Origin of the sequence: Micromonospora sp. HB375, from assembly GCF_017872985.1 — a bacterium.
GTDB classification, from domain to species: domain Bacteria; phylum Actinomycetota; class Actinomycetes; order Mycobacteriales; family Micromonosporaceae; genus Micromonospora; species Micromonospora chalcea.
This window is the reverse complement of the sequence record NZ_JAGGJO010000001.1, coordinates 3,294,262-3,312,156: the sequence shown is the minus strand read 5'-3', so window position 1 is coordinate 3,312,156 and position 17,895 is coordinate 3,294,262. Positions and strand designations below refer to the sequence as shown.

At 73.1% G+C, this 17,895-nt stretch carries 19 protein-coding genes; 8 read left to right on the top strand and 11 right to left on the bottom strand.

The genetic code is table 11. From position 1 onward, the window contains the following. Nucleotides 1-69 precede the first annotated feature (69 nt). Together J3R08_RS15195 and J3R08_RS15190 are read left to right on the top strand one after the other, a co-directional pair. The gene (locus J3R08_RS15195; protein ID WP_030504102.1) at nt 70-939 is read left to right on the top strand and encodes a PAC2 family protein; all 870 of its coding nucleotides are present in this window, start codon (nt 70-72) and stop codon (nt 937-939) included. Between the two features lie 115 nt (nt 940-1,054). After that, complete coding sequence (locus tag J3R08_RS15190) at nt 1,055-1,846, top strand: GntR family transcriptional regulator (RefSeq protein WP_064446114.1); 792 nt, start codon at nt 1,055-1,057, stop codon at nt 1,844-1,846. 420 nt (nt 1,847-2,266) lie between these two features. On the opposite strand, the gene mshC is transcribed toward J3R08_RS15190, so the two are convergent. The 4 genes from mshC to J3R08_RS15170 all read right to left on the bottom strand — a co-directional run bounded on the left by mshC (nt 2,267) and on the right by J3R08_RS15170 (nt 5,769). Further along, the gene (mshC, locus tag J3R08_RS15185) at nt 2,267-3,505 is read right to left on the bottom strand and encodes a cysteine--1-D-myo-inosityl 2-amino-2-deoxy-alpha-D-glucopyranoside ligase (RefSeq protein ID WP_209961695.1); all 1,239 of its coding nucleotides are present in this window, start codon (nt 3,503-3,505) and stop codon (nt 2,267-2,269) included. Between the two features lie 67 nt (nt 3,506-3,572). Continuing rightward, entirely contained in the window at nt 3,573-4,391 is an 819-nt protein-coding gene (locus tag J3R08_RS15180) for an SCO1664 family protein (protein WP_209961694.1), read from the bottom strand. Next, nucleotides 4,388-4,969 carry a DUF3090 domain-containing protein gene (locus J3R08_RS15175; RefSeq protein ID WP_043324423.1) on the bottom strand — a complete coding sequence of 194 codons (582 nt, stop codon included), beginning with the start codon at nt 4,967-4,969 and terminating at the stop codon, nt 4,388-4,390. Before J3R08_RS15175 ends, J3R08_RS15180 begins: the two co-directional genes overlap by 4 nt. Before the next feature lie 86 nt (nt 4,970-5,055). Beyond that, nucleotides 5,056-5,769: a histidine phosphatase family protein gene (locus J3R08_RS15170; RefSeq protein WP_043324425.1), complete on the bottom strand. Its 714-nt coding sequence runs from the start codon at nt 5,767-5,769 to the stop codon at nt 5,056-5,058. Between the two features lie 846 nt (nt 5,770-6,615). On the opposite strand from J3R08_RS15170, the gene J3R08_RS15165 reads away from it, so the two are divergent. Continuing rightward, complete coding sequence (locus tag J3R08_RS15165; RefSeq protein ID WP_209961693.1) at nt 6,616-7,203, top strand: hypothetical protein; 588 nt, start codon at nt 6,616-6,618, stop codon at nt 7,201-7,203. A gap of 57 nt (nt 7,204-7,260) precedes the next feature. Here J3R08_RS15165 and J3R08_RS15160 read toward each other — a convergent pair whose 3' ends face one another. Continuing rightward, a complete protein-coding gene (locus J3R08_RS15160) occupies nt 7,261-8,097 on the bottom strand; it encodes an undecaprenyl-diphosphate phosphatase (protein ID WP_043324430.1) in 837 nt (278 codons plus the stop codon). Next, nucleotides 8,094-9,146 (bottom strand): LLM class F420-dependent oxidoreductase, encoded by a 1,053-nt coding sequence (locus J3R08_RS15155; RefSeq protein WP_043324433.1) that lies wholly within the window; start codon nt 9,144-9,146, stop codon nt 8,094-8,096. Before J3R08_RS15155 ends, J3R08_RS15160 begins: the two co-directional genes overlap by 4 nt. Nucleotides 9,147-9,309: 163 nt before the next feature. On the opposite strand from J3R08_RS15155, the gene J3R08_RS15150 reads away from it, so the two are divergent. Continuing rightward, nucleotides 9,310-10,278, top strand: coding sequence for an aldo/keto reductase (locus tag J3R08_RS15150; protein WP_209961692.1), 969 nt, complete (start codon nt 9,310-9,312; stop codon nt 10,276-10,278). Between the two features lie 70 nt (nt 10,279-10,348). Further along, nucleotides 10,349-10,540 (top strand): DUF5703 family protein, encoded by a 192-nt coding sequence (locus tag J3R08_RS15145; RefSeq protein WP_043324435.1) that lies wholly within the window; start codon nt 10,349-10,351, stop codon nt 10,538-10,540. 54 nt (nt 10,541-10,594) lie between these two features. On the opposite strand, the gene J3R08_RS15140 is transcribed toward J3R08_RS15145, so the two are convergent. Both J3R08_RS15140 and J3R08_RS15135 read right to left on the bottom strand, forming a co-directional pair. After that, nucleotides 10,595-11,248, bottom strand: coding sequence for a hypothetical protein (locus tag J3R08_RS15140; protein WP_030504008.1), 654 nt, complete (start codon nt 11,246-11,248; stop codon nt 10,595-10,597). 62 nt (nt 11,249-11,310) lie between these two features. Continuing rightward, on the bottom strand, nt 11,311-12,639 hold the full coding sequence (locus J3R08_RS15135) for a M20/M25/M40 family metallo-hydrolase (protein ID WP_043324436.1): 1,329 nt from the start codon (nt 12,637-12,639) through the stop codon (nt 11,311-11,313). A gap of 127 nt (nt 12,640-12,766) precedes the next feature. Here J3R08_RS15135 and J3R08_RS15130 point away from each other — a divergent pair, with 127 nt between their 5' ends. The 3 genes from J3R08_RS15130 to J3R08_RS15120 are packed head-to-tail and all read left to right on the top strand — an operon-like array spanning nt 12,767 to nt 14,675. Beyond that, entirely contained in the window at nt 12,767-13,384 is a 618-nt protein-coding gene (locus tag J3R08_RS15130) for a hemerythrin domain-containing protein (RefSeq protein ID WP_030504010.1), read from the top strand. Nucleotides 13,385-13,431: 47 nt separating this feature from the next. Beyond that, the gene (locus J3R08_RS15125; RefSeq protein ID WP_043324440.1) at nt 13,432-14,418 is read left to right on the top strand and encodes a LysR family transcriptional regulator; all 987 of its coding nucleotides are present in this window, start codon (nt 13,432-13,434) and stop codon (nt 14,416-14,418) included. Between the two features lie 20 nt (nt 14,419-14,438). Further along, nucleotides 14,439-14,675 (top strand): hypothetical protein, encoded by a 237-nt coding sequence (locus tag J3R08_RS15120; protein ID WP_043324442.1) that lies wholly within the window; start codon nt 14,439-14,441, stop codon nt 14,673-14,675. 47 nt (nt 14,676-14,722) lie between these two features. On the opposite strand, the gene J3R08_RS15115 is transcribed toward J3R08_RS15120, so the two are convergent. From J3R08_RS15115 to J3R08_RS15105, 3 genes are all read right to left on the bottom strand, one after another. Then, nucleotides 14,723-15,073 carry a DUF3140 domain-containing protein gene (locus J3R08_RS15115; protein ID WP_043324444.1) on the bottom strand — a complete coding sequence of 117 codons (351 nt, stop codon included), beginning with the start codon at nt 15,071-15,073 and terminating at the stop codon, nt 14,723-14,725. Then, the gene (locus tag J3R08_RS15110) at nt 15,073-15,243 is read right to left on the bottom strand and encodes a hypothetical protein (RefSeq protein WP_166456064.1); all 171 of its coding nucleotides are present in this window, start codon (nt 15,241-15,243) and stop codon (nt 15,073-15,075) included. Before J3R08_RS15110 ends, J3R08_RS15115 begins: the two co-directional genes overlap by 1 nt. 62 nt (nt 15,244-15,305) lie before the next feature. Beyond that, complete coding sequence (locus J3R08_RS15105) at nt 15,306-17,855, bottom strand: ATP-dependent Clp protease ATP-binding subunit (protein ID WP_064446117.1); 2,550 nt, start codon at nt 17,853-17,855, stop codon at nt 15,306-15,308. Between the last annotated feature and the right edge of the window lie 40 nt (nt 17,856-17,895).

Here is a 17,895-nt window from a genome sequence, read left to right as displayed (position 1 = left end):
GAAGGACAACAGGGGTGCGACAGTGCGACGGGGCGACGCCGCGCCCGACGAGCAGGGTGAGGTGACGGCGTGACCGAGTTCGACGGGCTGCCGGTACTGCGCTCGCCGGTCGCCATCGCGGCCTTCGAGGGCTGGAACGACGCCGCCGACGCCTCCACCGCCGCCGTGGAACACCTGGAGCAGGTCTGGCAGGCCCGGCAGGTGACGGAGCTGGACCCGGAGGACTTCTACGACTTCCAGGTCAGCCGTCCGACGATCACCATGGCCGACGGGGAGACCCGGCGCGTCGAGTGGCCCACCACGCGGTTCATGGTGGCCAGCCCGGAGGGCACCGAGCGGGACGTGGTGCTGATCCGGGGCATCGAGCCGAGCATGCGCTGGCGGACGTTCTGCGAGCAGGTGCTGGAGATCTGCCACAGCCTGGAGGTCGAGCGGGTGGTGCTGCTCGGCGCGCTGCTGGCAGACGTGCCGTACACCCGGCCGCTGCCGATCAGCGGCAGCGCGTCGGACGCCGACGCCGCCAAGCGCTACCAGCTCACCCCCACCCGGTACGACGGGCCGACCGGCATCGTCGGCGTGCTGCACGACGCCTGCACCCGCGCCGAGGTCGACGCGGTGTCGTTCTGGGTGCACGTGCCGCACTACGCCAACAACCCGCCCTGCCCGAAGGCCACGCTGGCGCTGCTGCACCGGGTCGAGGAGGTGCTCGACCTGCCGGTGCCGATGGCCGACCTGGCCGAGGAGGCCGCCGAGTGGGAGCAGCGGGTGCGCAGCGCCGCCGAGCAGGACGCGGAACTCGGCGAGTACGTGCGTGAGCTGGAGGAACGGGTCGGCGACGCCGGCATCACCCCGTTGACCGGGGACGAGATCGCCCAGGAGTTCGAGAAGTACCTGCGTCGCCGCGGCGGTTCCGCCGGGCCGACAGCGGGTTCCTGGTAGCCGTTTTCCGTCGAAGCCGGGTCCCCTTGCCGGGGCCCGGCTTCTGCGTGTCCGGGGTGGCGCGGTCACACCCTCTAGGGCATCCTAGGAACCTAGCTGTTCTGAGGAGGCCCGGATGCAGATCAACCCCGGCGCGGCCGAGTTCCCGCACCGGCAGATCGCCGCGCAGCTCAAGGCCCAGGTGCGCCGCGGCGACTGGGGTCCCGGCGAGCGGCTGCCGTCCATCCCGGCCATCGCCGAGATGTTCGGCGTGGCGAAGCAGACCGTGCAGCGCGCCGTCGACCAGCTGCGGGTCGAGGGCATCCTGATCACCAAACCCGGCTCCGGTACGTACGTCCGGGGCACCCGGCGCCGCCTCAACCGCCTGTCCCGGGGCCGGTACGGTGGCTTTCGCGGCTACCACACCGACCTGGCCGCCCGGTACCGCCAGCAACTCGTCTCGGTCGGCCGCTCCCCCGCCCCGGCCGAGGTGGCCGACGCGTTCGGCGTCGCCGACGGCACCGAACTGCTCTGCCGCCGGCACCTGGTACGCACCGACGACTCCCCGGTCGAGGTCGGCGCGTCCTGGTTCCTGCCCGCCGACACCGCCGGCACGTCACTGGAACGCGCCGAGGCGTTCGGCCGCCCGCTCTACCAGGAGGCCGAGGAGGTCACCGGCCGGCGGTACGTCACCGCCACCGACACGATCAGCGCGCGCCAGCCCAGCCGGGAGGAGGCGGAGATCCTCCAGATCCGACCCGACACGCCGGTGCTGCACCTGCTGCACGTGGCGTACGACGAGCGACGCAAGCCGATCGAGGTCGCGCAGGCGACCTGGCCCGGCCCGATGACCACGCTCACCGAGGAGTACAGGATCCCCGCCCCGGCTCCCGACCAGGACCCCGACCCCGGCCTGGTCCTGGGCTGACCGCTTTGCCCCGCCCCGGCGATCTTGCACTTTCCGCCCCGGCAGACGGCGCATTTCCGACGCTCCAGGGGCCGCGAGTGCAAGATCGCCGAGGCGTGCCGGCGGGGCCGGCGCACACATGCTCCCGGAACGGCCACGCCCGGACGGAGCCCCCGGGTCGGGTCGTGCCGGGTGGAACACCGTGGGTGTCAAACCGCCCTCGAGACACCCGTCACGTTCCACCCGCCCGCCGAGCGACGCGATCTTGCGGTTTCGGACCCCGCAAACTGGGGCGAAACGGCGATAAGGCGGGCCGCAAGTGCAAGATCGGCGAGGCGAGGCGGGAGCGAGGCGAGGCGGGAGCGACGCGAGGACGAGGCGCGGCGCGGGGGCGGGGACGGGTGAGCGAGGGACGGGTGCGCGGGCGGCCGGGCGGAACGGCTACAGGGCGATGCCCAGGAGCGCGTCGACCGTGTCGGTGAACAGCACCGGGGCCTCCGGGTCGTCCGTGACGCCGTTCAACGCTCCGTCGGCCCAACGGTCAGCCGCCGCCAGAGCGCCCGGCGTGTCCAGATCGTCGGCCAGGCGCTCGCGTACCTCGGCCAGCAACGCCGCCCCCGACGGCCCGGCCGGCGCGGCGGCGGCCCGCCGCCAGCGGCCCAGCCGCTCCCGCGCCTCGGTGAGCAGATCCTCGGTCCAGGAGCGGTCGGTGCGGTAGTGGCCGCTCATCAGCGCCAGCCGCACCGCCATCGGGTCGACCTTGTCGGCCCGCAGCCGGGACACGAAGACCAGGTTGCCCTGGGACTTCGACATCTTCTCGCCGTCCAGGCCGATCATGCCGGCGTGTACGTAGTGGTCGGCGAACGGCGCCTCGCCGGTGAGCCGCTCGGCGTGCGCGGCGGAGCACTCGTGGTGCGGGAAGATCAGGTCGTTGCCGCCGCCCTGCACGTCGATCCGGTCGCCGAGCAGGTTCAACGCGATGACCGTGCACTCGATGTGCCAGCCGGGGCGGCCCGCGCCGAGTTCGCCGCCGGGCCAGGACGGCTCGCCCTCGCGGGCGCCGCGCCACAGCAGCGGGTCGAGCGGGTCGCGCTTGCCGGCGCGCTCCGGGTCGCCGCCGCGCTCGGCGAACAGTTCGAGCATCTCCTCGCGGGACAGGTTCGACTCGTAGCCGAAGCGCGGGGCGGCGGAGATGTCGAAGTAGACGTCGCCGGTGCCGTCGTCGAGCCGGTACGCCGCGCCGTCCTTGAGCAGCACCAGCACCTTCTCGGCGATCTCCGGGATCGACTCGACGGCGCCGACGTAGTGCGCCGGCGGGATCATCCGCAGCGCCTCCATGTCCTCGCGGAACAGCGCGGTCTCCCGCATGGCCAGGACCTTCCAGTCCTCGCCGTCGCGCTCGGCGCGTTCCAGCAGCGGGTCGTCGATGTCGGTGACGTTCTGCACGTACCGCACGTCGAGGCCGGCGTCGCGCCACATCCGCTGCACCAGATCGAACGCGATCATGGTGGCGGCGTGCCCCAGGTGCGTGGCGTCGTACGGGGTGATGCCGCAGACGTACATCGAGGCCGCGCCCTCGGGCCGGCTGGGATGGGCGCCCTGCCGCGCCGAGTCGTACAACCGCAGCGGCACGCCCTCGCCGGGCAGCCGCGGCACCTCGTGTCCCGCCCAAGACTCCATGACCGCCAGCCTAACGATCCGTCAGACGCTCGGGTGCCGCCCTACGGGTGATCAACGCGACAGCGGCTCACATCGGCGGCCAGGGCATCGCCGGCCACTCCTCGGGAGGCAGCGGGAACCGGCCGGTCCCGCGCAGCCGCTCGACGCGGGCCGCCAGCGCCGCCGTCTCGCCGATCGTCAGGTGCTCGGCGAGTTCCTCACCGAGCGGGCCGCGAAGCTGACCGGCCAGGCCGTCGAGCATCTCCACAGCGTCCGGCGGCAGCTCGCGGCCGGCCCAGCCCCACAGCACCGTACGCAGCTTCTCCTCGACGTGGAAGCTCACGCCGTGGTCGACGCCGTAGATCCGGTCGTCCGGGCCGACGAGCACGTGACCGCCCTTGCGGTCGGCGTTGTTGATCACCGCGTCGAGCACGGCGAGCCGGGCCAGGCGCGGGTCGTCGGCGTGCGCCAGCGCGTACGCGGCGCCGTCGTCGTCGCGGGCCGCGGCCACCGGGAACCAGCGCGGCGGGATCTCCCCCGCCGGCACGAACCCGACCAGCGGCTCGGCGTCGTCCGGCTCGTCGATCCAGAGCTGGCAGGAGCCGGGACCGAACGGGCCGTCCCGCAGCACCGTGGGCGGCACCAGGTCCCAGCCGGTGGCCCGGGACACCAGGTAGGCGGCCACCTCGCGGCCGGCGAGCGTGCCGTCCGGGAAGTCCCACAGCGGGCGCTCACCGCGTACCGGCTTGTAGACACAGTGGGCGGTGACGTCGCCGAGCGCAACGACGGCGCGCAGCGTGGCGTTGGAGGCGTCGACAAGCCGCCCCTCCAGGGTCAGCTCACCGTCGGCGAGCAGCCGCAGCGCCTCGGCGCCGTCCTGTCGGGGCTGCAGTTCCGACGACGTCACCGGTGATAGCCGTTGTTCCGGGGGCAGAGGTGACCGGCCGGGTCCAGCGGCTGCCCGCACAGCGGGCAGGGGGGACGGCCGGCGTTGACGACGCGCTTGGCCCGCTCGATGAACTCGCGGGTCGCCTCCGGGGTCAGCCGGACCCGGAGCCGGTCGAGGTCGTCGTCCGGCTCGTCCGGTTCCTCGTCGGCGTCGTCGTCCGCGTCGCCCAGCTCGACCTCGACCTCCGCCTCGCCCACGGCGATCGCCTCGATCACCACTGTCGCGGTGTCCACGTCGAAGGCCAGGCCCAGCGTGCCGACGCGGAACTCCTCGTCCACCGGGGTGTCGAGCGGCTCGTTGTCGCCGCCCGTCGGCGGCGCGGCCTCCGGCAGCTGCACGCCGAAGCGGCGCTGCGCCTCGGCGAGCAGCTCCTCGAGCTTCTCGGCGAGCAACGACACCTGGACCTTCTCCAGCGACACGCTGACCAGCCGGCCGCCGCCGCGCGCCTGGAGGAAGAACGTGCGCTCCCCCGGCGGGCCGACCGTACCGGCGACGAACCGCTCCGGCGGCTCGAAGGCGTGCACCTGGTGCGTCATACCCACGACCCTATCCGGCGCGTGGAAGTGCCGCGCAGCCCACCGACGCCGAATCCGCCCAGAGCGAACGCGCCGCGCCGGGCCGGCTATCCGGCCGCGCCCGCGCCCCCGCCGACCGCCGCGTCCGACTCGGCCGGCCGCGCCGCGCGCCGGCGCCGCTTGCGCGGCGGCGGGACCAGCGCCGACAGGTCGCCGCCGGTGTCGTTGAGCCGGACCAGGAACGGCCGCAGCGGCGTGTAGCGGATCGCGGTCACCGACGCCGGGTCGGCCACGATCCGCTGAAAAAGATCAAGGTGTACGCCGAGCGCGTCCGCCACGATCGCCTTGATCACATCACCGTGGCTGCACGCGAGCCAGACCGCCTCCGGTCCGTGCTCGGCGGTGACCCGCGCGTCCCACGCCCGTACCGCCGCCACCGCGCGCGCGGACATCGCCGCCATCGACTCCCCCTGCGGGAACGCGGCGGCGCTCGGGTGCTGCTGCACCACCGGCCAGAGCGGCTCCTTCGCCAGCTTCTTCAGCGACTGCCCCTCCCAGTCGCCGTACCCGCACTCGATCAGCCCGTCGTCCACCACGGGCTCGGCGTCCGGCAGGGCCAGTTCGAGGGTCTGCCGGCAGCGGATCAGCGGGCTGGTCACCACCGCCGCGAGCGGCAGCCCGGCGAGGCGTGCGCCCACCGCCGTCGCCTGCGCCCGGCCGGTGTCGTCCAGCTCGACCGGTTGCCGCCCGGCCAGGCCGCCGTCGGCGTTCGCGGTGGTCCGGCCGTGTCGCAGAAGCAGAAGGGTCGCCACGCAGACCACCCTAGGCGGTACGCCCCGACGTTGATCGTCCCGCCACGACGCCCGCCTTCCCCGCCCTCACACCCCGTCCCCGCCCTCACATCCCGTCCGCGTCGATCGTGATCGCCCGTCGCATTGCGCAGCTCGTTCGTCTCGCGCGGCACTCCGCCAGAGATCTTGGAAGATTTGGGCCCCTATGAGAGCCATTTCCTTCCAAGATCTCCTGAGGTAGCGGCGCACGCCGGAGATCTTGGTACGTTCCCGCCCTTGTAAGGGCCGTTACGTACCAAGATCTCCGGCGAGCCCTGCCGTCGGCGACCCGACCTCCCACACGATCATGAGGTTGACGGCGACAAAACGGACACGAGGTGCCGCCAACTTCATGATCGACGCGGCAGGGAAGCCCGGGCGTTGGCGGACGCGACGTGGGCGCGACGTAAGCGGGCGCTACGTGAGCGGGGCGGAGATGGGCGTGCGCAGGTGGAGCGGTCGGCGGAGTGGGCCGGATGCGTCGGAACGAGAGAGCGGGGCGTCGGGGAGGGCGTGTCCGTTTGCGTCGGGTGTCTGATTTCGGGGTGGTCGGGGACACCCGCACGGCGGAATCGCCTGCGGGGCCGGGGCGTTATACCTGGTGAACGACCGCAGCAGCGCCCCCGCAGCCCGAGAAGGCGGGCGGCAGCGTCCGGGAATGATCCCGGGCCGGCGGTCGTTGGACATGTCTCCGGCGCGACCAGCGAGCCCCGCACGCCACCCCCGGCGTCCGCGGTCCGCGTGAGTAGACGCCGGATCCCCCCAGACTTCTCTGAGCGCCTGACGGTGCCCACGCACTCGCCCCCGGGTGCGTCGACCCCCGAATGGAGCCCCCTCATGAACACGATCCTGCGCAAGAGCATCCTCGGTATCGCCGGTCTGACCGTCGCCGGTGGCCTCGCCGCCGGCCCCCTCAACCACGACACCAGCACCCCCACCACCCGCAACGCTGCGGTCACCACCACGCAGGCCGCGAAGCTCGACAGCGCCGCGCTGATCCCGCACGGCGTGCAGGGCACCCAGTCCCACATCGACCTCGACGACGAGCAGACCGCCAACGTCAAGGCCATCATCGCCGCCACCAAGAAGGCCGGCATGGACGAACGCGCCGCCGTCGTCTCCATCGCCACCGCCCTGCAGGAGTCGAAGCTGGAGAACCTCGGCCACCTCGGTGACCGCAACGACCACGACTCGCAGGGCCTGTTCCAGCAGCGCCCCTCCAGCGGGTGGGGCACGGTCGAGCAGATCACCGACCCCGAATACTCCACCACCGCGTTCCTGAAGGGCCTGAAGCAGGTCGACGGCTGGCGCGACATGCCCCTGACCAAGGCCGCCCAGACCGTCCAGGTCAGCGCGTACCCCGACCACTACGCCCAGTGGGAGCAGCAGGCCGCCGACCTGGTCGCCGAGCACTGGAACAGCTGAGACAAGCGAAAGGCCGGCACCCCGAACATCGGGGTGCCGGCCTTTCGCATGACAGCGTCAGGTGGCGCTGATCGTGCCGGTGGCCAGCAGGCAGATCACCAGGCTGCCCAGCGCGACCCGGTAGAGCACGAAGACGTACAGCGTGTGGTGTGCGACGTAGCGCAGCAGCCAGGCGATGGCCGCGTACCCGACGGCGAACGCGATCAGCGTCGCCACCACCATCTGCGCCACGCTCGGCGCGGCGGTGCCGGGCGCGGACGGCTCGAAGACGTCCGGCAGGCTGAACACGCCGGAGATCACCACGGCCGGGATGGCCAGCAGGAACGAGTAGCGGGCCGCGGTCTCCCGGGTCAGGTTGAGCAGCAGGCCCGCGGTCAGCGTGCCGCCGGAGCGGGACACGCCTGGTACGAGCGCCGCGGCCTGGGCGAAGCCCATCACCACGCCGTCGCGCATCCGGAAGTTCTCCAGCGTACGGGTCTGCCGGCCCCAGTACTCGGCGAAGGCGAGCAGTACCGCGCCGATGATCAGCGTGCAGGAGATCAGCCAGAGGTTGCGGCCGGCGGTGCGGATCTGGTCCTTGAAGATCAGTCCGAAGATGCCGATCGGGATGGTGCCGACGATGACGTACCAGCCCATGCGGTAGTCGAGGCTGGAGCGCACCGAGCGGTCGAACAGGCCCAGGCACCAGGTGCGGACGATCCGCCAGATGTCCTTGGCGAAGTAGATCAGGACGGCGGCCTCGGTGCCGAGCTGGGTCACCGCGGTGAACGACGCGCCCGCGTCCCGGCCGAAGAACAGCTCCGAGGTGATCCGCAGGTGCCCGGACGAGGACACCGGAAGGAACTCGGTCAGCCCCTGGACCAGGCCCAGGACGATGGCCTCGATCCAGGTCACTCCCCGACTCCGGACAGCTCCAGCGCCTCGGCGACGGTCCGCAGGGTCTGCACCCCGCTCTCCCGGTCGGCCACGAACAGCGACACCGACAGCGTGGTCACGCCCGCGGCGGCGTACTCCCGCATGCGCTCGGCGATGCGCTCCTTCGGGCCGAGCAGCGAGGTGCGGTCGATGAACTCCATCGGTACGGCGGCGGCCGCGTCGCGCTGCCGCTTGGCCAGGTAGAGGTCCTGGACCTCGCGGGCCGCGTCGCCGTAGCCCATCCGGGTGGCGAGCTGGTTGTAGAAGTTCTGCTTGCGGCTGCCCATGCCGCCGACGTACAGCGCGGCGTACCAGCGGACCAGCTCGGCGCAGGTGGCGACGTCGTCGCCGACCACCACCGGCACGGACGGCACCACGTCGAAGCCGGCCAGTTCCTTGCCGGCGGCGGCGCGGCCGGCCCGGACCGAGGCGAGGTGCTCCTCGGCGAACTCCGGGGAGTAGAAGACGGCCAGCCAGCCGTCGGCGATCTCGCCGGCCAGCTCCAGGTTCTTCGGGCCGACGGCGGCCAGGTAGATCGGGATGTGCTCGCGCGGCGGGTGGAAGCCCAGCCGCAGCGCCTTGCCCGGGCCGTCCGGCAGCGGCAGCGTGTAGTGCTCGCCGTCGTACGCGACCTCCTTGCGGGCCACCGCCAGCTTGACGATGTCCACGTACTCCCGGGTGCGGGCCAGCGGCTTGGCGAACCGCACGCCGTGCCAGCCCTCCGAGACCTGCGGGCCGGACACGCCCAGGCCGAGCCGGAACCGGCCGCCGGAGATCGTGTCGATGGTCGCCGCGGTCATCGCGGTCATGGCGGGCGAGCGGGCCGGGATCTGCATGACCGCCGACCCGACGTCGATCCGCTCCGTCTGTCCGGCGATCCAGGACAGGATGCTCGGCGAGTCCGAGCCGTACGCCTCCGCGGCCCACACGACCGAGTAGCCGAGCCGGTCCGCCTCCTGGGCCAATGCCAGGTGGTCGAACGGCGTGCTCCACGCCGTTTGGTATCCGAGGTTGAGCCCGAGTCGCACTGATCCTCCCGCCATCCGCACCACAGGTCGCATCAGGTTACGCAATGAGCGTGGCGCCCTCGACGTCCGGCTCACCCGAACATGTCACACCGGTCTGATGTCGCGCGGGAACTTGACTGCGGCGAGGATATCCGTGACGCCGGGTTCGAAATAAGGTTCACGCATGCAACAGCGACCGCTCGGCCGAAGCGGGCTGGCGGTATCGCGGCTCGCGCTCGGCACCATGACCTGGGGACGCGACACCGACGCCGACGACGCGGCCGCCCAGCTGAAGAGTTTCCTCGACGCGGGCGGCAACCTCGTGGACACCGCGGACGTGTACGCCGACGGCGACGCCGAATCGGTGATCGGCTCGCTGCTGGGCAGCCTGGTGGACCGCGACGAGCTGCTGATCGCCACCAAGGCGGGGCTGCGGCCGGGCAGCCGCCGCCGGGACGGCTCGCGCGGGCACCTGCTGCGCACGCTCGACGCCTCGCTGCGCCGGCTGGGCACCGACCACGTCGACCTGTGGCAGGTGCACGGGTACGACCCGGACACGCCGCTGGAGGAGACGCTCTCGGCCCTGGACCACGCCGTGTCCAGCGGCAAGGCCCGCTATGTGGGCGTGTCGAACTTCTCCGGCTGGCAGACCGCCCGCGCCGCCGCCTGGCAGGCCGCCTGGCCGGGGCGCGCCCCGGTGGTCGCCGCGCAGGTGGAGTACTCGCTGCTGGAGCGCGGCGTGGAGCGGGAGGTGCTGCCCGCCTGCACCGGGATGGGGCTGGGCGTGCTGCCCTGGTCGCCGCTGGGCCGGGGCGTGCTCACCGGCAAGTACCGCAACGGCCGCCCGGCCGACTCGCGGGCGGTGTCGCCGCACTTCGAACGGTTCGTCGCCACCTACCTGGAGCCGCGCTGCTCCAGCATCGTGGAGGCGGTCGCCATCGCGGCCGGCGGGCTCGGCGTGTCGCCGCTGGAGGTGGCGCTGGCCTGGGTGCGGGACCGGCCGGGCGTGACCGCGCCGATCCTGGGCGCCCGGACCGTCGGGCAGCTGCTCGGCGCGTTGCAGGTGGAGCGGATGACGCTGCCGGAGGAGATCGTCACGGCGCTGGACGACGTGTCGGCGGTGCCGGTGGGCTACCCGGAGCGCGACGGCTGAGCCGCGGCGGGGCGGTCCGGGTCACCGTCAGGGGGTGGCGGAGGGCCCGCGACCTGGGCAGCATAGGGGCATGGACTACGAATACGCGCCGCTGCGGTTGCCTTCGAACGTCGATCGGCTGACCGCCGCGGCGCAGCTGGCGATCCAGGCCGAGTTCTCCGGTTGGGAGCTGGCCCGGGTGCGGCTCTACCGGGACGGCACGCGGCAGGTGGTGCTGCGGCGCCGCCTGGTGAACAAGCCGCAGCCGGGCCTGTCGTACTGACGGGCCCGTCCCCGGGGCCGCGCGACGCGGCGCCGCCCCGGGGACGCGCACGGCCTAGTGCGCGTGGTCGTGCTCCTCGTCGAGCTCCATGAACGGGTGCTCGTCGAGCCGGCCGACCAGCCGGTCGTCGGCGGCGGGCTGGAACGGCCCGACCGGGTCGTCGTCGTCGAACGACTCCAGGTCGACCGGGGTGCCGACCTCGCTGACCATGACCACGCCGTCGAGCGGCTCCAGCTCCGGCACGTCCAGCGCGGACAGCGAGCCGTCGCCGCTCTGCAGCAGCTCCAGCACCGCCTCGCCGACGCCCTCCACCGGGGCCGGCTCGTCGTCCTCCGGGGTGCCGTCGCGGCGGGCCGCCTCGGCGGCACGCAGCAGCGCGGCGACGCTCGGCACCCGGTAGTCACGCCGCTGCCGCACCGAGATGACCCGCGGGTGCGGGTCGGTGGGCTCGCCGCCCTCCACGGCGCCGAAGCGCTCGTCGGCCTCGTCCGGGTCGATCGACTCCACGTCCCAGGGCGTCACCTCGCCGAACGCGTCGAGCAGCTGCTCGTCGTAGGCGAACGAGGCGTTGTTCAACGCGACGTACGCCTGCCAGACGGCGTCGTCGTCGATCCGGCCCTGAGCGGCCCGGACGGCGGCCAGGTGGGCGCGAGCGGCGTCGATCACCCGCTCGAGGGCGGCATCCAGCTCACCGTGCTGGTCGGTCATGTGTGGCAGTCCCTTCGCGATGGGGGGAGGGTTCCGTGCCGACGGCGCCGCTGTGGGCGCGGTCAGCAGGTACGCAGGAAGCGGTCCAGAACCCGCACGCCGAACTGTAGTCCGTCCAGCGGAACCCGCTCGTCGATGCCGTGGAACAGGCCGGAGAAATTGAGGTCGGCGGGCAGCCGCAGCGGCGCGAAACCGAAGCAGCGGATGCCGAGCCGGGAGAACGCCTTGGCGTCGGTGCCGCCGGAGAGCATGTACGGCACCGGGTGGGCGCCGGGGTCCTCGGCGCGCAGCGCGGCCGACATGCCCGCCACCAGGTCACCGTCGAACGTGGTCTCCAGGGCCGGCTGGCGCTGGACGTACTCGATGGCGATGTCCGGCCCGACCAGCTCGCGCAGCTGCCGTTCCAGCTCCTCGCTCTGCCCGGGCAGGCTGCGGCAGTCGATGGTGGCGGTGGCCCGGCCGGGGATGACGTTGTCCTTGTAGCCGGCGGCCAGCCGGGTCGGGTTGGCGGTGTTGCGGATGGTCGCGCCGATGATGTTGGCGATCGGGCCGAGCTTGGCGATCGCGGTCTCCGGGTCGTCCGGGTCGATCTCGATGCCGAGCACGTCGGACACCTCGGCCAGGAAGGCGCGTACGGTGTCGGTCATCACCACCGGGAAGCGGTGCCGGCCGATCCGGGCGACCGCCTCGGCCAGCGCGGTGACCGCGTTGTCGTCGTGCATCATCGAGCCGTGGCCGGGCCGGCCCTTGGCGTGCAGGCGCAGCCAGTCGATGCCCTTCTCCGCGGTCTCGATCAGGTAGAGCCGGCGCTGCTCGTCCACGGAGTAGGAGAAGCCGCCGACCTCGCCGATCGCCTCGGTGCAGCCGTCGAACAGGTCGCGGTGCCGCTGGGTGAGGAAGTGCGCGCCGTAGTCGCTGCCGGCTTCCTCGTCGGCGGTGAACGCGAGCACGATGTCGCGCCGGGGGCGGACGCCGGCGCGCTGCCAGCCGCGGACCACGGCGAGGACCATGGCGTCGAAGTCCTTCATGTCGATCGCGCCGCGGCCCCACAGGTAGCCGTCGCGGATCTCGCCGGAGAACGGGTGCACCGACCACTCGTCCGGGTCGGCGGGCACGACGTCGAGGTGACCGTGCACGAGCAGCGCGTCGCGGCCCGGCTCGGTGCCGGGGATGCGGGCGACCACGTTCGCCCGGCCGGGGGCGGATTCGTGGATCTCGGCGTCGACGCCGGCCTCGGCGAGCTTCTCCGCCACGTACTCGGCGGCGCGCCGCTCCCCCACGCTGGTGTCGTTGTCGCCGGTGTTCGTGGTGTCGATGCGCAGCAGGTCGCGGCAGAGGTCCACGACCTCGTCGGTGGCGTCGGGCCGGGCGGGGAGGGCGTCGCTCGTCATCGCTTCCTTATATCAGCAGGCGGGGTCGTCGCGGCCGTCGGTGCGCGCCGCGGTTTCGTGGATCTCCCGGCCGGGTACCGGCGGAGGCGCCCGGGACATCGACCCCGGCCGTCACGAGGAGGGCCCCATGACCGTCCCGCTGCCGCCGCTGCCGCCCGCCGCCGACGACGCGTACCGGCCGGGTGGGCGAAGCGTGGCCGACCTCGTGGACACCGAGCACCGGGCGCTGCTGGGGCTGGCCGACCGGGTCACCGACGCGGCGCTGACGGCGGCCGAGCGGCGCGACGTGCTGGACGTGCTGACCGCCGCGGTGTCCCGGCACCTGTCGGCCGAGGAGCAGTATCTGTTCCCGGCGGCGCGGGCCGCCATGCCGGACGCCGTCGAGCTGGTGGAGCGGGAGATCGAGGCCGACGCCGGGCTGCTGACCGCGCTCAAGGAGCTGTCCGGCGCGGACGACCCGGCGGTCGCCGACGTGGCCGAGCGGGTGCGCCGGCACGTCAGCCGCGTCGCCGCGCTGGTCACGCCGTTGCGGGAGGTGGCGAGCGACGCCGAGCTGATCCGGCTGGGCAACCGGTGGGAGATCGCGGAGGAGGCGGCGCCGACCCGGCCGCACCCCGGCACGCCGGCCACCCCGCCCTGGAACAAGATCGTCGAGCCGGCGGTCGGGGTGCTCGACAAGGTGCGCGACGCGGTCTCCGGACGGCGTACCCGGCTGAGTGACCTGGAACACCGCCGCCAGAGCTGAGCCGATCGCCCCTTTCGCGTATCGGTTCGTGGTCCTACCGTCACGGTATGGATCTGGAGCTGCGACACCTGCGTGTGGTCTGCGCGATCGCGGAGACGGGGAGCGTCACCAAGGCCGCCTCGGCGCTCGGCCTGGCCCAGCCGGCGTTGACCGCCCAGCTTCAGCGGATCGAACGGGCGCTGGGCGGGCCGCTGTTCGAACGGGACCGCCGCGGCGCCCGCCCGACCGCGCTGGGCGAACTGGTGCTGGACCGGGCGCGGGTGCTGCTGCCGGCGATGAAGGGCCTGCGGGACGAGGCGGCCCGGATGGCCGGCGCGGGCGACCCGCTGCGCCGCTACCGCTTCGGCGGGGTGAACAGCCCGATCATGGGCCGGCTGGTGCACCGGCTCGCCGCCGAGCGGCCGGACGCGCAGATCACCACGTACGCCTCGTGGTCGGTGGACGAGCTGGCGCAGATGGTGGCCGGCGGCCGGCTCGACTTCGCCCTCACCGGGGTGTGCGGCGACTCGACACCGTCGGCGGGGTTCGGGCTGAGCTGGCGGGAGGTGGCGGTGGAGCCGATCTGCGTGCTGCTGCCGCAGACCCACCCGCTGGCCGGTCGCGCCGAGATCGACCTGGTCGACCTGAGTCACGAGCGGTGGGTGGCCGCGCCGGGCGACGGCTGCTTCGGCGACTGCTTCGCCGCCGCGTGCGCCCGCGCCGGCTTCACCCCCAAGAAGGTGTACGAGGCGGACGTGCGGGCCGCCCTGGAGCTGGTGGACGCGGGCGAGGCGGTGGCGTTGTGCCAGGCCACGTTCCGGCCGGTCGCCGGGCTGGTCACGCGGCGGCTGGCCGGTTCACCGCTGCGCTGGCGGCTGCTGCTCGGCTGGCACCCGGACGTGCCGGCGGCCGCGGTGGCCGACCCGGTGCTGGCGGCGGCGGTGGCGGCGTACACGGACGCGCTGGCCAACCATCCCGACTATCTGGGCTGGTTGCTGGCGCACCCGGAGTTCGGCGTGCAGCCCAACGGCACCGGCGGGGTGCGAATCGCCTGAACCCGGGTAACACCGGCGACATGACTGATCTGTATCCGGCCGCCGACCAGCGGGAGCTGCTGCGTCAGGCGGCCACCGCGCACACCACCGCCGCCGCCGAGGTGGAGGCGTTCCTGCGGCGGCTGCCGGAGGTGCCGGACCCGGCCGACGTCACCGAGTACGCCAACCTGCTCAGCCGTGCGGAGCGGGCCCGGGACGACCTGCTGGCCGCCGCGGACGCGGCCGGGCTGCGGCTGCCCAGCCTGGAGTCGGAGTAGACGCCGGCGCCCGGGTGGGTGACCCGCCCGGGCGCCGGCGTACCGGCTCAGCGTTCGATCAGGACGTCGTGGCCGAGGTCGAGCAGGGCGTGCCGCCACTCGTCGTCGGCGTTGCCCCGGCGTGGCCGCTGCGCGGTCAGCTCCCGGATCCGGGTGATCGCCTCGCGCATCACCTCGATGTCCTCCGGCGTGAGGTCCACCTTGCGCTTGCGCAGCACGGCGAGGATCTGCCGGCCGGGTTCGGGCAGGTCGAGGTCCGGGCCGGGGCCGAACGCCTCCTCCCCCGAGCCGCGGGTCAGCAGCCACTGCCGCAGCGTCTCGGAGGACACGTTCACCTCGGCGTGGAAGTCGTCCCAGATCACCTCGACCTCGGGGTCGAGTCGCGCCTCGCGTGCCATCACGCCTCCTCTGCCGGCGGCGGCCCGGATGCCGGCTCGCCCTCGTTCGGTGTGTGCTGCTTCAGGCCCTCCGGCGGCACCCGCACCCGGGACGGGTTCGCCGTCGGGGCCGCCTCGATCGGCTCACCGGCCCCGATGTCGCCGTCGGGGACCTCCTCGGGTTCGGTCATGTCCGCCCTTTCGATCCGTCGGTGACGAGGCGGTCCGGCCCGTGGGAACGGACCGTCGCCGGTCATCGGGGATGAGACGTGGTGGCTGCCGCGTGCCCGCGTTCACCGGCGGTGACGTCGAATACCAGCTGGTCGTCGCGGGCGTCGACAATGACCTTCTGCCCCGGGGATATCTCGTTCTCCAGCAGCATCCGGGACAGCCGGTTGTCGACCTCGCGCTGGATCACCCGGCGCAGCGGGCGGGCGCCGAACTCCGGCTGGTAGCCGTGCTCGGCGAGCCAGTCCACGCCGGCGGTCCTGAAGTCCACCTGGATGTCCTGGGCGTGCATGCGGCGGCGGGTCTCCTCCAGCAGCAGCCCGGTGATCTGGCGCAGCTGCTCGGCCTCCAGCCGCTGGAAGATGATCACCTCGTCGATGCGGTTGAGGAACTCCGGGCGGAAGTTCTCCTGGAGCCGGCGCATCAGCCGTTCCCGCAGCTCGTCGCTCTCCTGCTGGCCGGGCGCGCCGCTGGCGAAGCCGACGGTGCGCTGGGCGCCGGTGATCAGCTCCGAGCCGAGGTTGCTCGTCATGATCAGCACGGTGTTCTTGAAGTTCACCGTCCGGCCCTGGCTGTCGGTGAGCCGGCCGTCGTCGAGCACCTGGAGCAGGATGTTGAACACGTCCGGGTGCGCCTTCTCGATCTCGTCCAGCAGCACCACCGCGTACGGGCGGCGGCGGACCGCCTCGGTGAGCTGGCCGGCCTCCTCGTAGCCGACGTACCCGGGCGGCGCGCCGACCAGCCGGCTGACCGTGTGCCGCTCCTGGAACTCGCTCATGTCCACCCGGACCATCCGGTCCGCCTCGCCGAACAGCGCCTCGGCCAGCGCGCGGGCCAGCTCGGTCTTGCCGACGCCGGTCGGGCCGAGGAACAGGAAGCTGCCCATCGGCCGGTTCGGGTCGGCCAGCCCGGTACGGGAGCGGCGCACCGCCTCGGAGACGGCGCTGACCGCGTCGTCCTGGCCGATGATCTTCTCGTGCAGGTGCCCCTCCAGGCGCAGCAGCCGGTCGCGTTCCTCCTCGGTGAGCTGGGTGACCGGGATGCCGGTGGCCCGGGAGACCACCTCGGCGATCTCCGTCGGCCCCACCTCGGGCACGTGGTTGGGTCCCTCGTCGCCGCGGGCGCGGCGCACCTGGTCCTCCAGCTCGGCGACCCGGTCGCGCAGCGCGGAGGCCCGCTCGTACTGCTCGTCGGAGACCGCCTGCTCCTTGTCCCGGCGCGTGTCCTCGAGCTGCTGCTCCAGCTCGCGCACGTCCTCGGCGGGAGTGCGCGTCCGCAGCCGCACCCGCGCGCCGGCCTGGTCGATCAGGTCGATCGCCTTGTCCGGCAGGAACCGGTCGGTGACGTACCGGTCGGACAGCTCACCGGCGGCGATCAGCGCCTCGTCGGTGAACCGGACCTGGTGGTGCGCCTCGTACCGGTCGCGCAGCCCGCGCAGGATCGCCACGGTGTCCTCCACGCTCGGCTCGGGCACCAGCACCGGCTGGAACCGGCGGGCCAGCGCGGCGTCCTTCTCGATGCTGCGCCGGTACTCGTCGAGCGTGGTCGCGCCGATGACCCGCAGCTCGCCGCGGGCCAGGGCCGGCTTGAGCATGTTCGACGCGTCCATCCCGCCCTCGCTGCCGGCGCCGCCCGCGCCGACCAGCGTGTGGATCTCGTCCAGGAAGATGATCAGCTCGTCGCGGTGGGCGCGGATCTCGTCGATCACCTTCTTCAGGCGTTCCTCGAAGTCGCCCCGGTAGCGGGTGCCGGCGACCAGGCCGGACAGGTCGAGCTGGATCACCCGCTTGCCGATCAGCGTCTGCGGCACGTCGCCGTCGCAGATCCGTTCCGCCAGCCCTTCCACGATCGCGGTCTTGCCGACGCCGGCCTCGCCGATCAGCACCGGGTTGTTCTTGGTCCGCCGGGACAGGATCTCCACCGCCTGCTCGATCTCGTCGGCGCGGCCGATCACCGGGTCGATCTGGTCCATCCGGGCCAGCTCGGTGAGGTCCTGCCCGTACTGGTCGAGGGTGGGGGTGCCGCGGTCCGGGCGCGGCGTGCCGGCCGCGCCCCGCTCGGCGCTGGCCGCCTGCAACGACTCCGGCTGGATCCGGCCGGCGGCGAGCATCCGGCCGGCCGGCGACTCGGGGTTCAGCGGCAGCGCCATCAGGATGTGCTCGGGACCGATGTAGTTGGCGCCCATCGCGCGGGAGAGCTGGTGCGCGTCCAGCAGCGCCCGCTTCGCGGCCGGGGTCAGCGACAGGTTCGGCGGCACCTCGCCCCGGGGCGCGCCCTCACCCCGCCCGCCGAGCGCGTTGACGAGCGTGTCCGGGTCGGCGCCGGCCCGGCGTACCAGGTCGCGCAGCGGCTCGCGCTGCAACGCCGCCCAGAGCAGATGGTCGGTGTCCAGGTCGTTGCTGTGCTTCTGAGCGGCCCGGCGGGCCGCGTCGGCGAGCATCTCCCGGGCGTCGGCGGTCATCAGTCGGGTGATGTCGACCCGGTGCGCCGGTCGGCGTCCCCCCTCGCCCCGGCCGAAGTATCGGGCCAGGAACTCGTCCCAGGGGTCGTTGCCGAAGTCACCCGGTCCCATCATCATCGTCCTCCGCAGTCGGTCGGCACGACCGGTACCCGGC

Excerpts from the sequence above, each read along its gene's own strand:
- J3R08_RS15190 (WP_064446114.1), top strand. The coding sequence starts at position 1,055 with ATGCAGATCAACCCCGGCGCGGCCGAGTTCCCGCACCGGCAGATCGCC.
- mshC (WP_209961695.1), bottom strand. The coding sequence starts at position 3,505 with ATGGAGTCTTGGGCGGGACACGAGGTGCCGCGGCTGCCCGGCGAGGGC.
- J3R08_RS15175 (WP_043324423.1), bottom strand. The coding sequence starts at position 4,969 with ATGACGCACCAGGTGCACGCCTTCGAGCCGCCGGAGCGGTTCGTCGCC.
- J3R08_RS15165 (WP_209961693.1), top strand. The coding sequence starts at position 6,616 with ATGAACACGATCCTGCGCAAGAGCATCCTCGGTATCGCCGGTCTGACC.
- J3R08_RS15150 (WP_209961692.1), top strand. The coding sequence starts at position 9,310 with ATGCAACAGCGACCGCTCGGCCGAAGCGGGCTGGCGGTATCGCGGCTC.
- J3R08_RS15145 (WP_043324435.1), top strand. The coding sequence starts at position 10,349 with ATGGACTACGAATACGCGCCGCTGCGGTTGCCTTCGAACGTCGATCGG.
- J3R08_RS15140 (WP_030504008.1), bottom strand. The coding sequence starts at position 11,248 with ATGACCGACCAGCACGGTGAGCTGGATGCCGCCCTCGAGCGGGTGATC.
- J3R08_RS15135 (WP_043324436.1), bottom strand. The coding sequence starts at position 12,639 with ATGACGAGCGACGCCCTCCCCGCCCGGCCCGACGCCACCGACGAGGTC.
- J3R08_RS15130 (WP_030504010.1), top strand. The coding sequence starts at position 12,767 with ATGACCGTCCCGCTGCCGCCGCTGCCGCCCGCCGCCGACGACGCGTAC.
- J3R08_RS15125 (WP_043324440.1), top strand. The coding sequence starts at position 13,432 with ATGGATCTGGAGCTGCGACACCTGCGTGTGGTCTGCGCGATCGCGGAG.
- J3R08_RS15120 (WP_043324442.1), top strand. The coding sequence starts at position 14,439 with ATGACTGATCTGTATCCGGCCGCCGACCAGCGGGAGCTGCTGCGTCAG.
- J3R08_RS15115 (WP_043324444.1), bottom strand. The coding sequence starts at position 15,073 with ATGGCACGCGAGGCGCGACTCGACCCCGAGGTCGAGGTGATCTGGGAC.
- J3R08_RS15110 (WP_166456064.1), bottom strand. The coding sequence starts at position 15,243 with ATGACCGAACCCGAGGAGGTCCCCGACGGCGACATCGGGGCCGGTGAG.
- J3R08_RS15105 (WP_064446117.1), bottom strand. The coding sequence starts at position 17,855 with ATGATGGGACCGGGTGACTTCGGCAACGACCCCTGGGACGAGTTCCTG.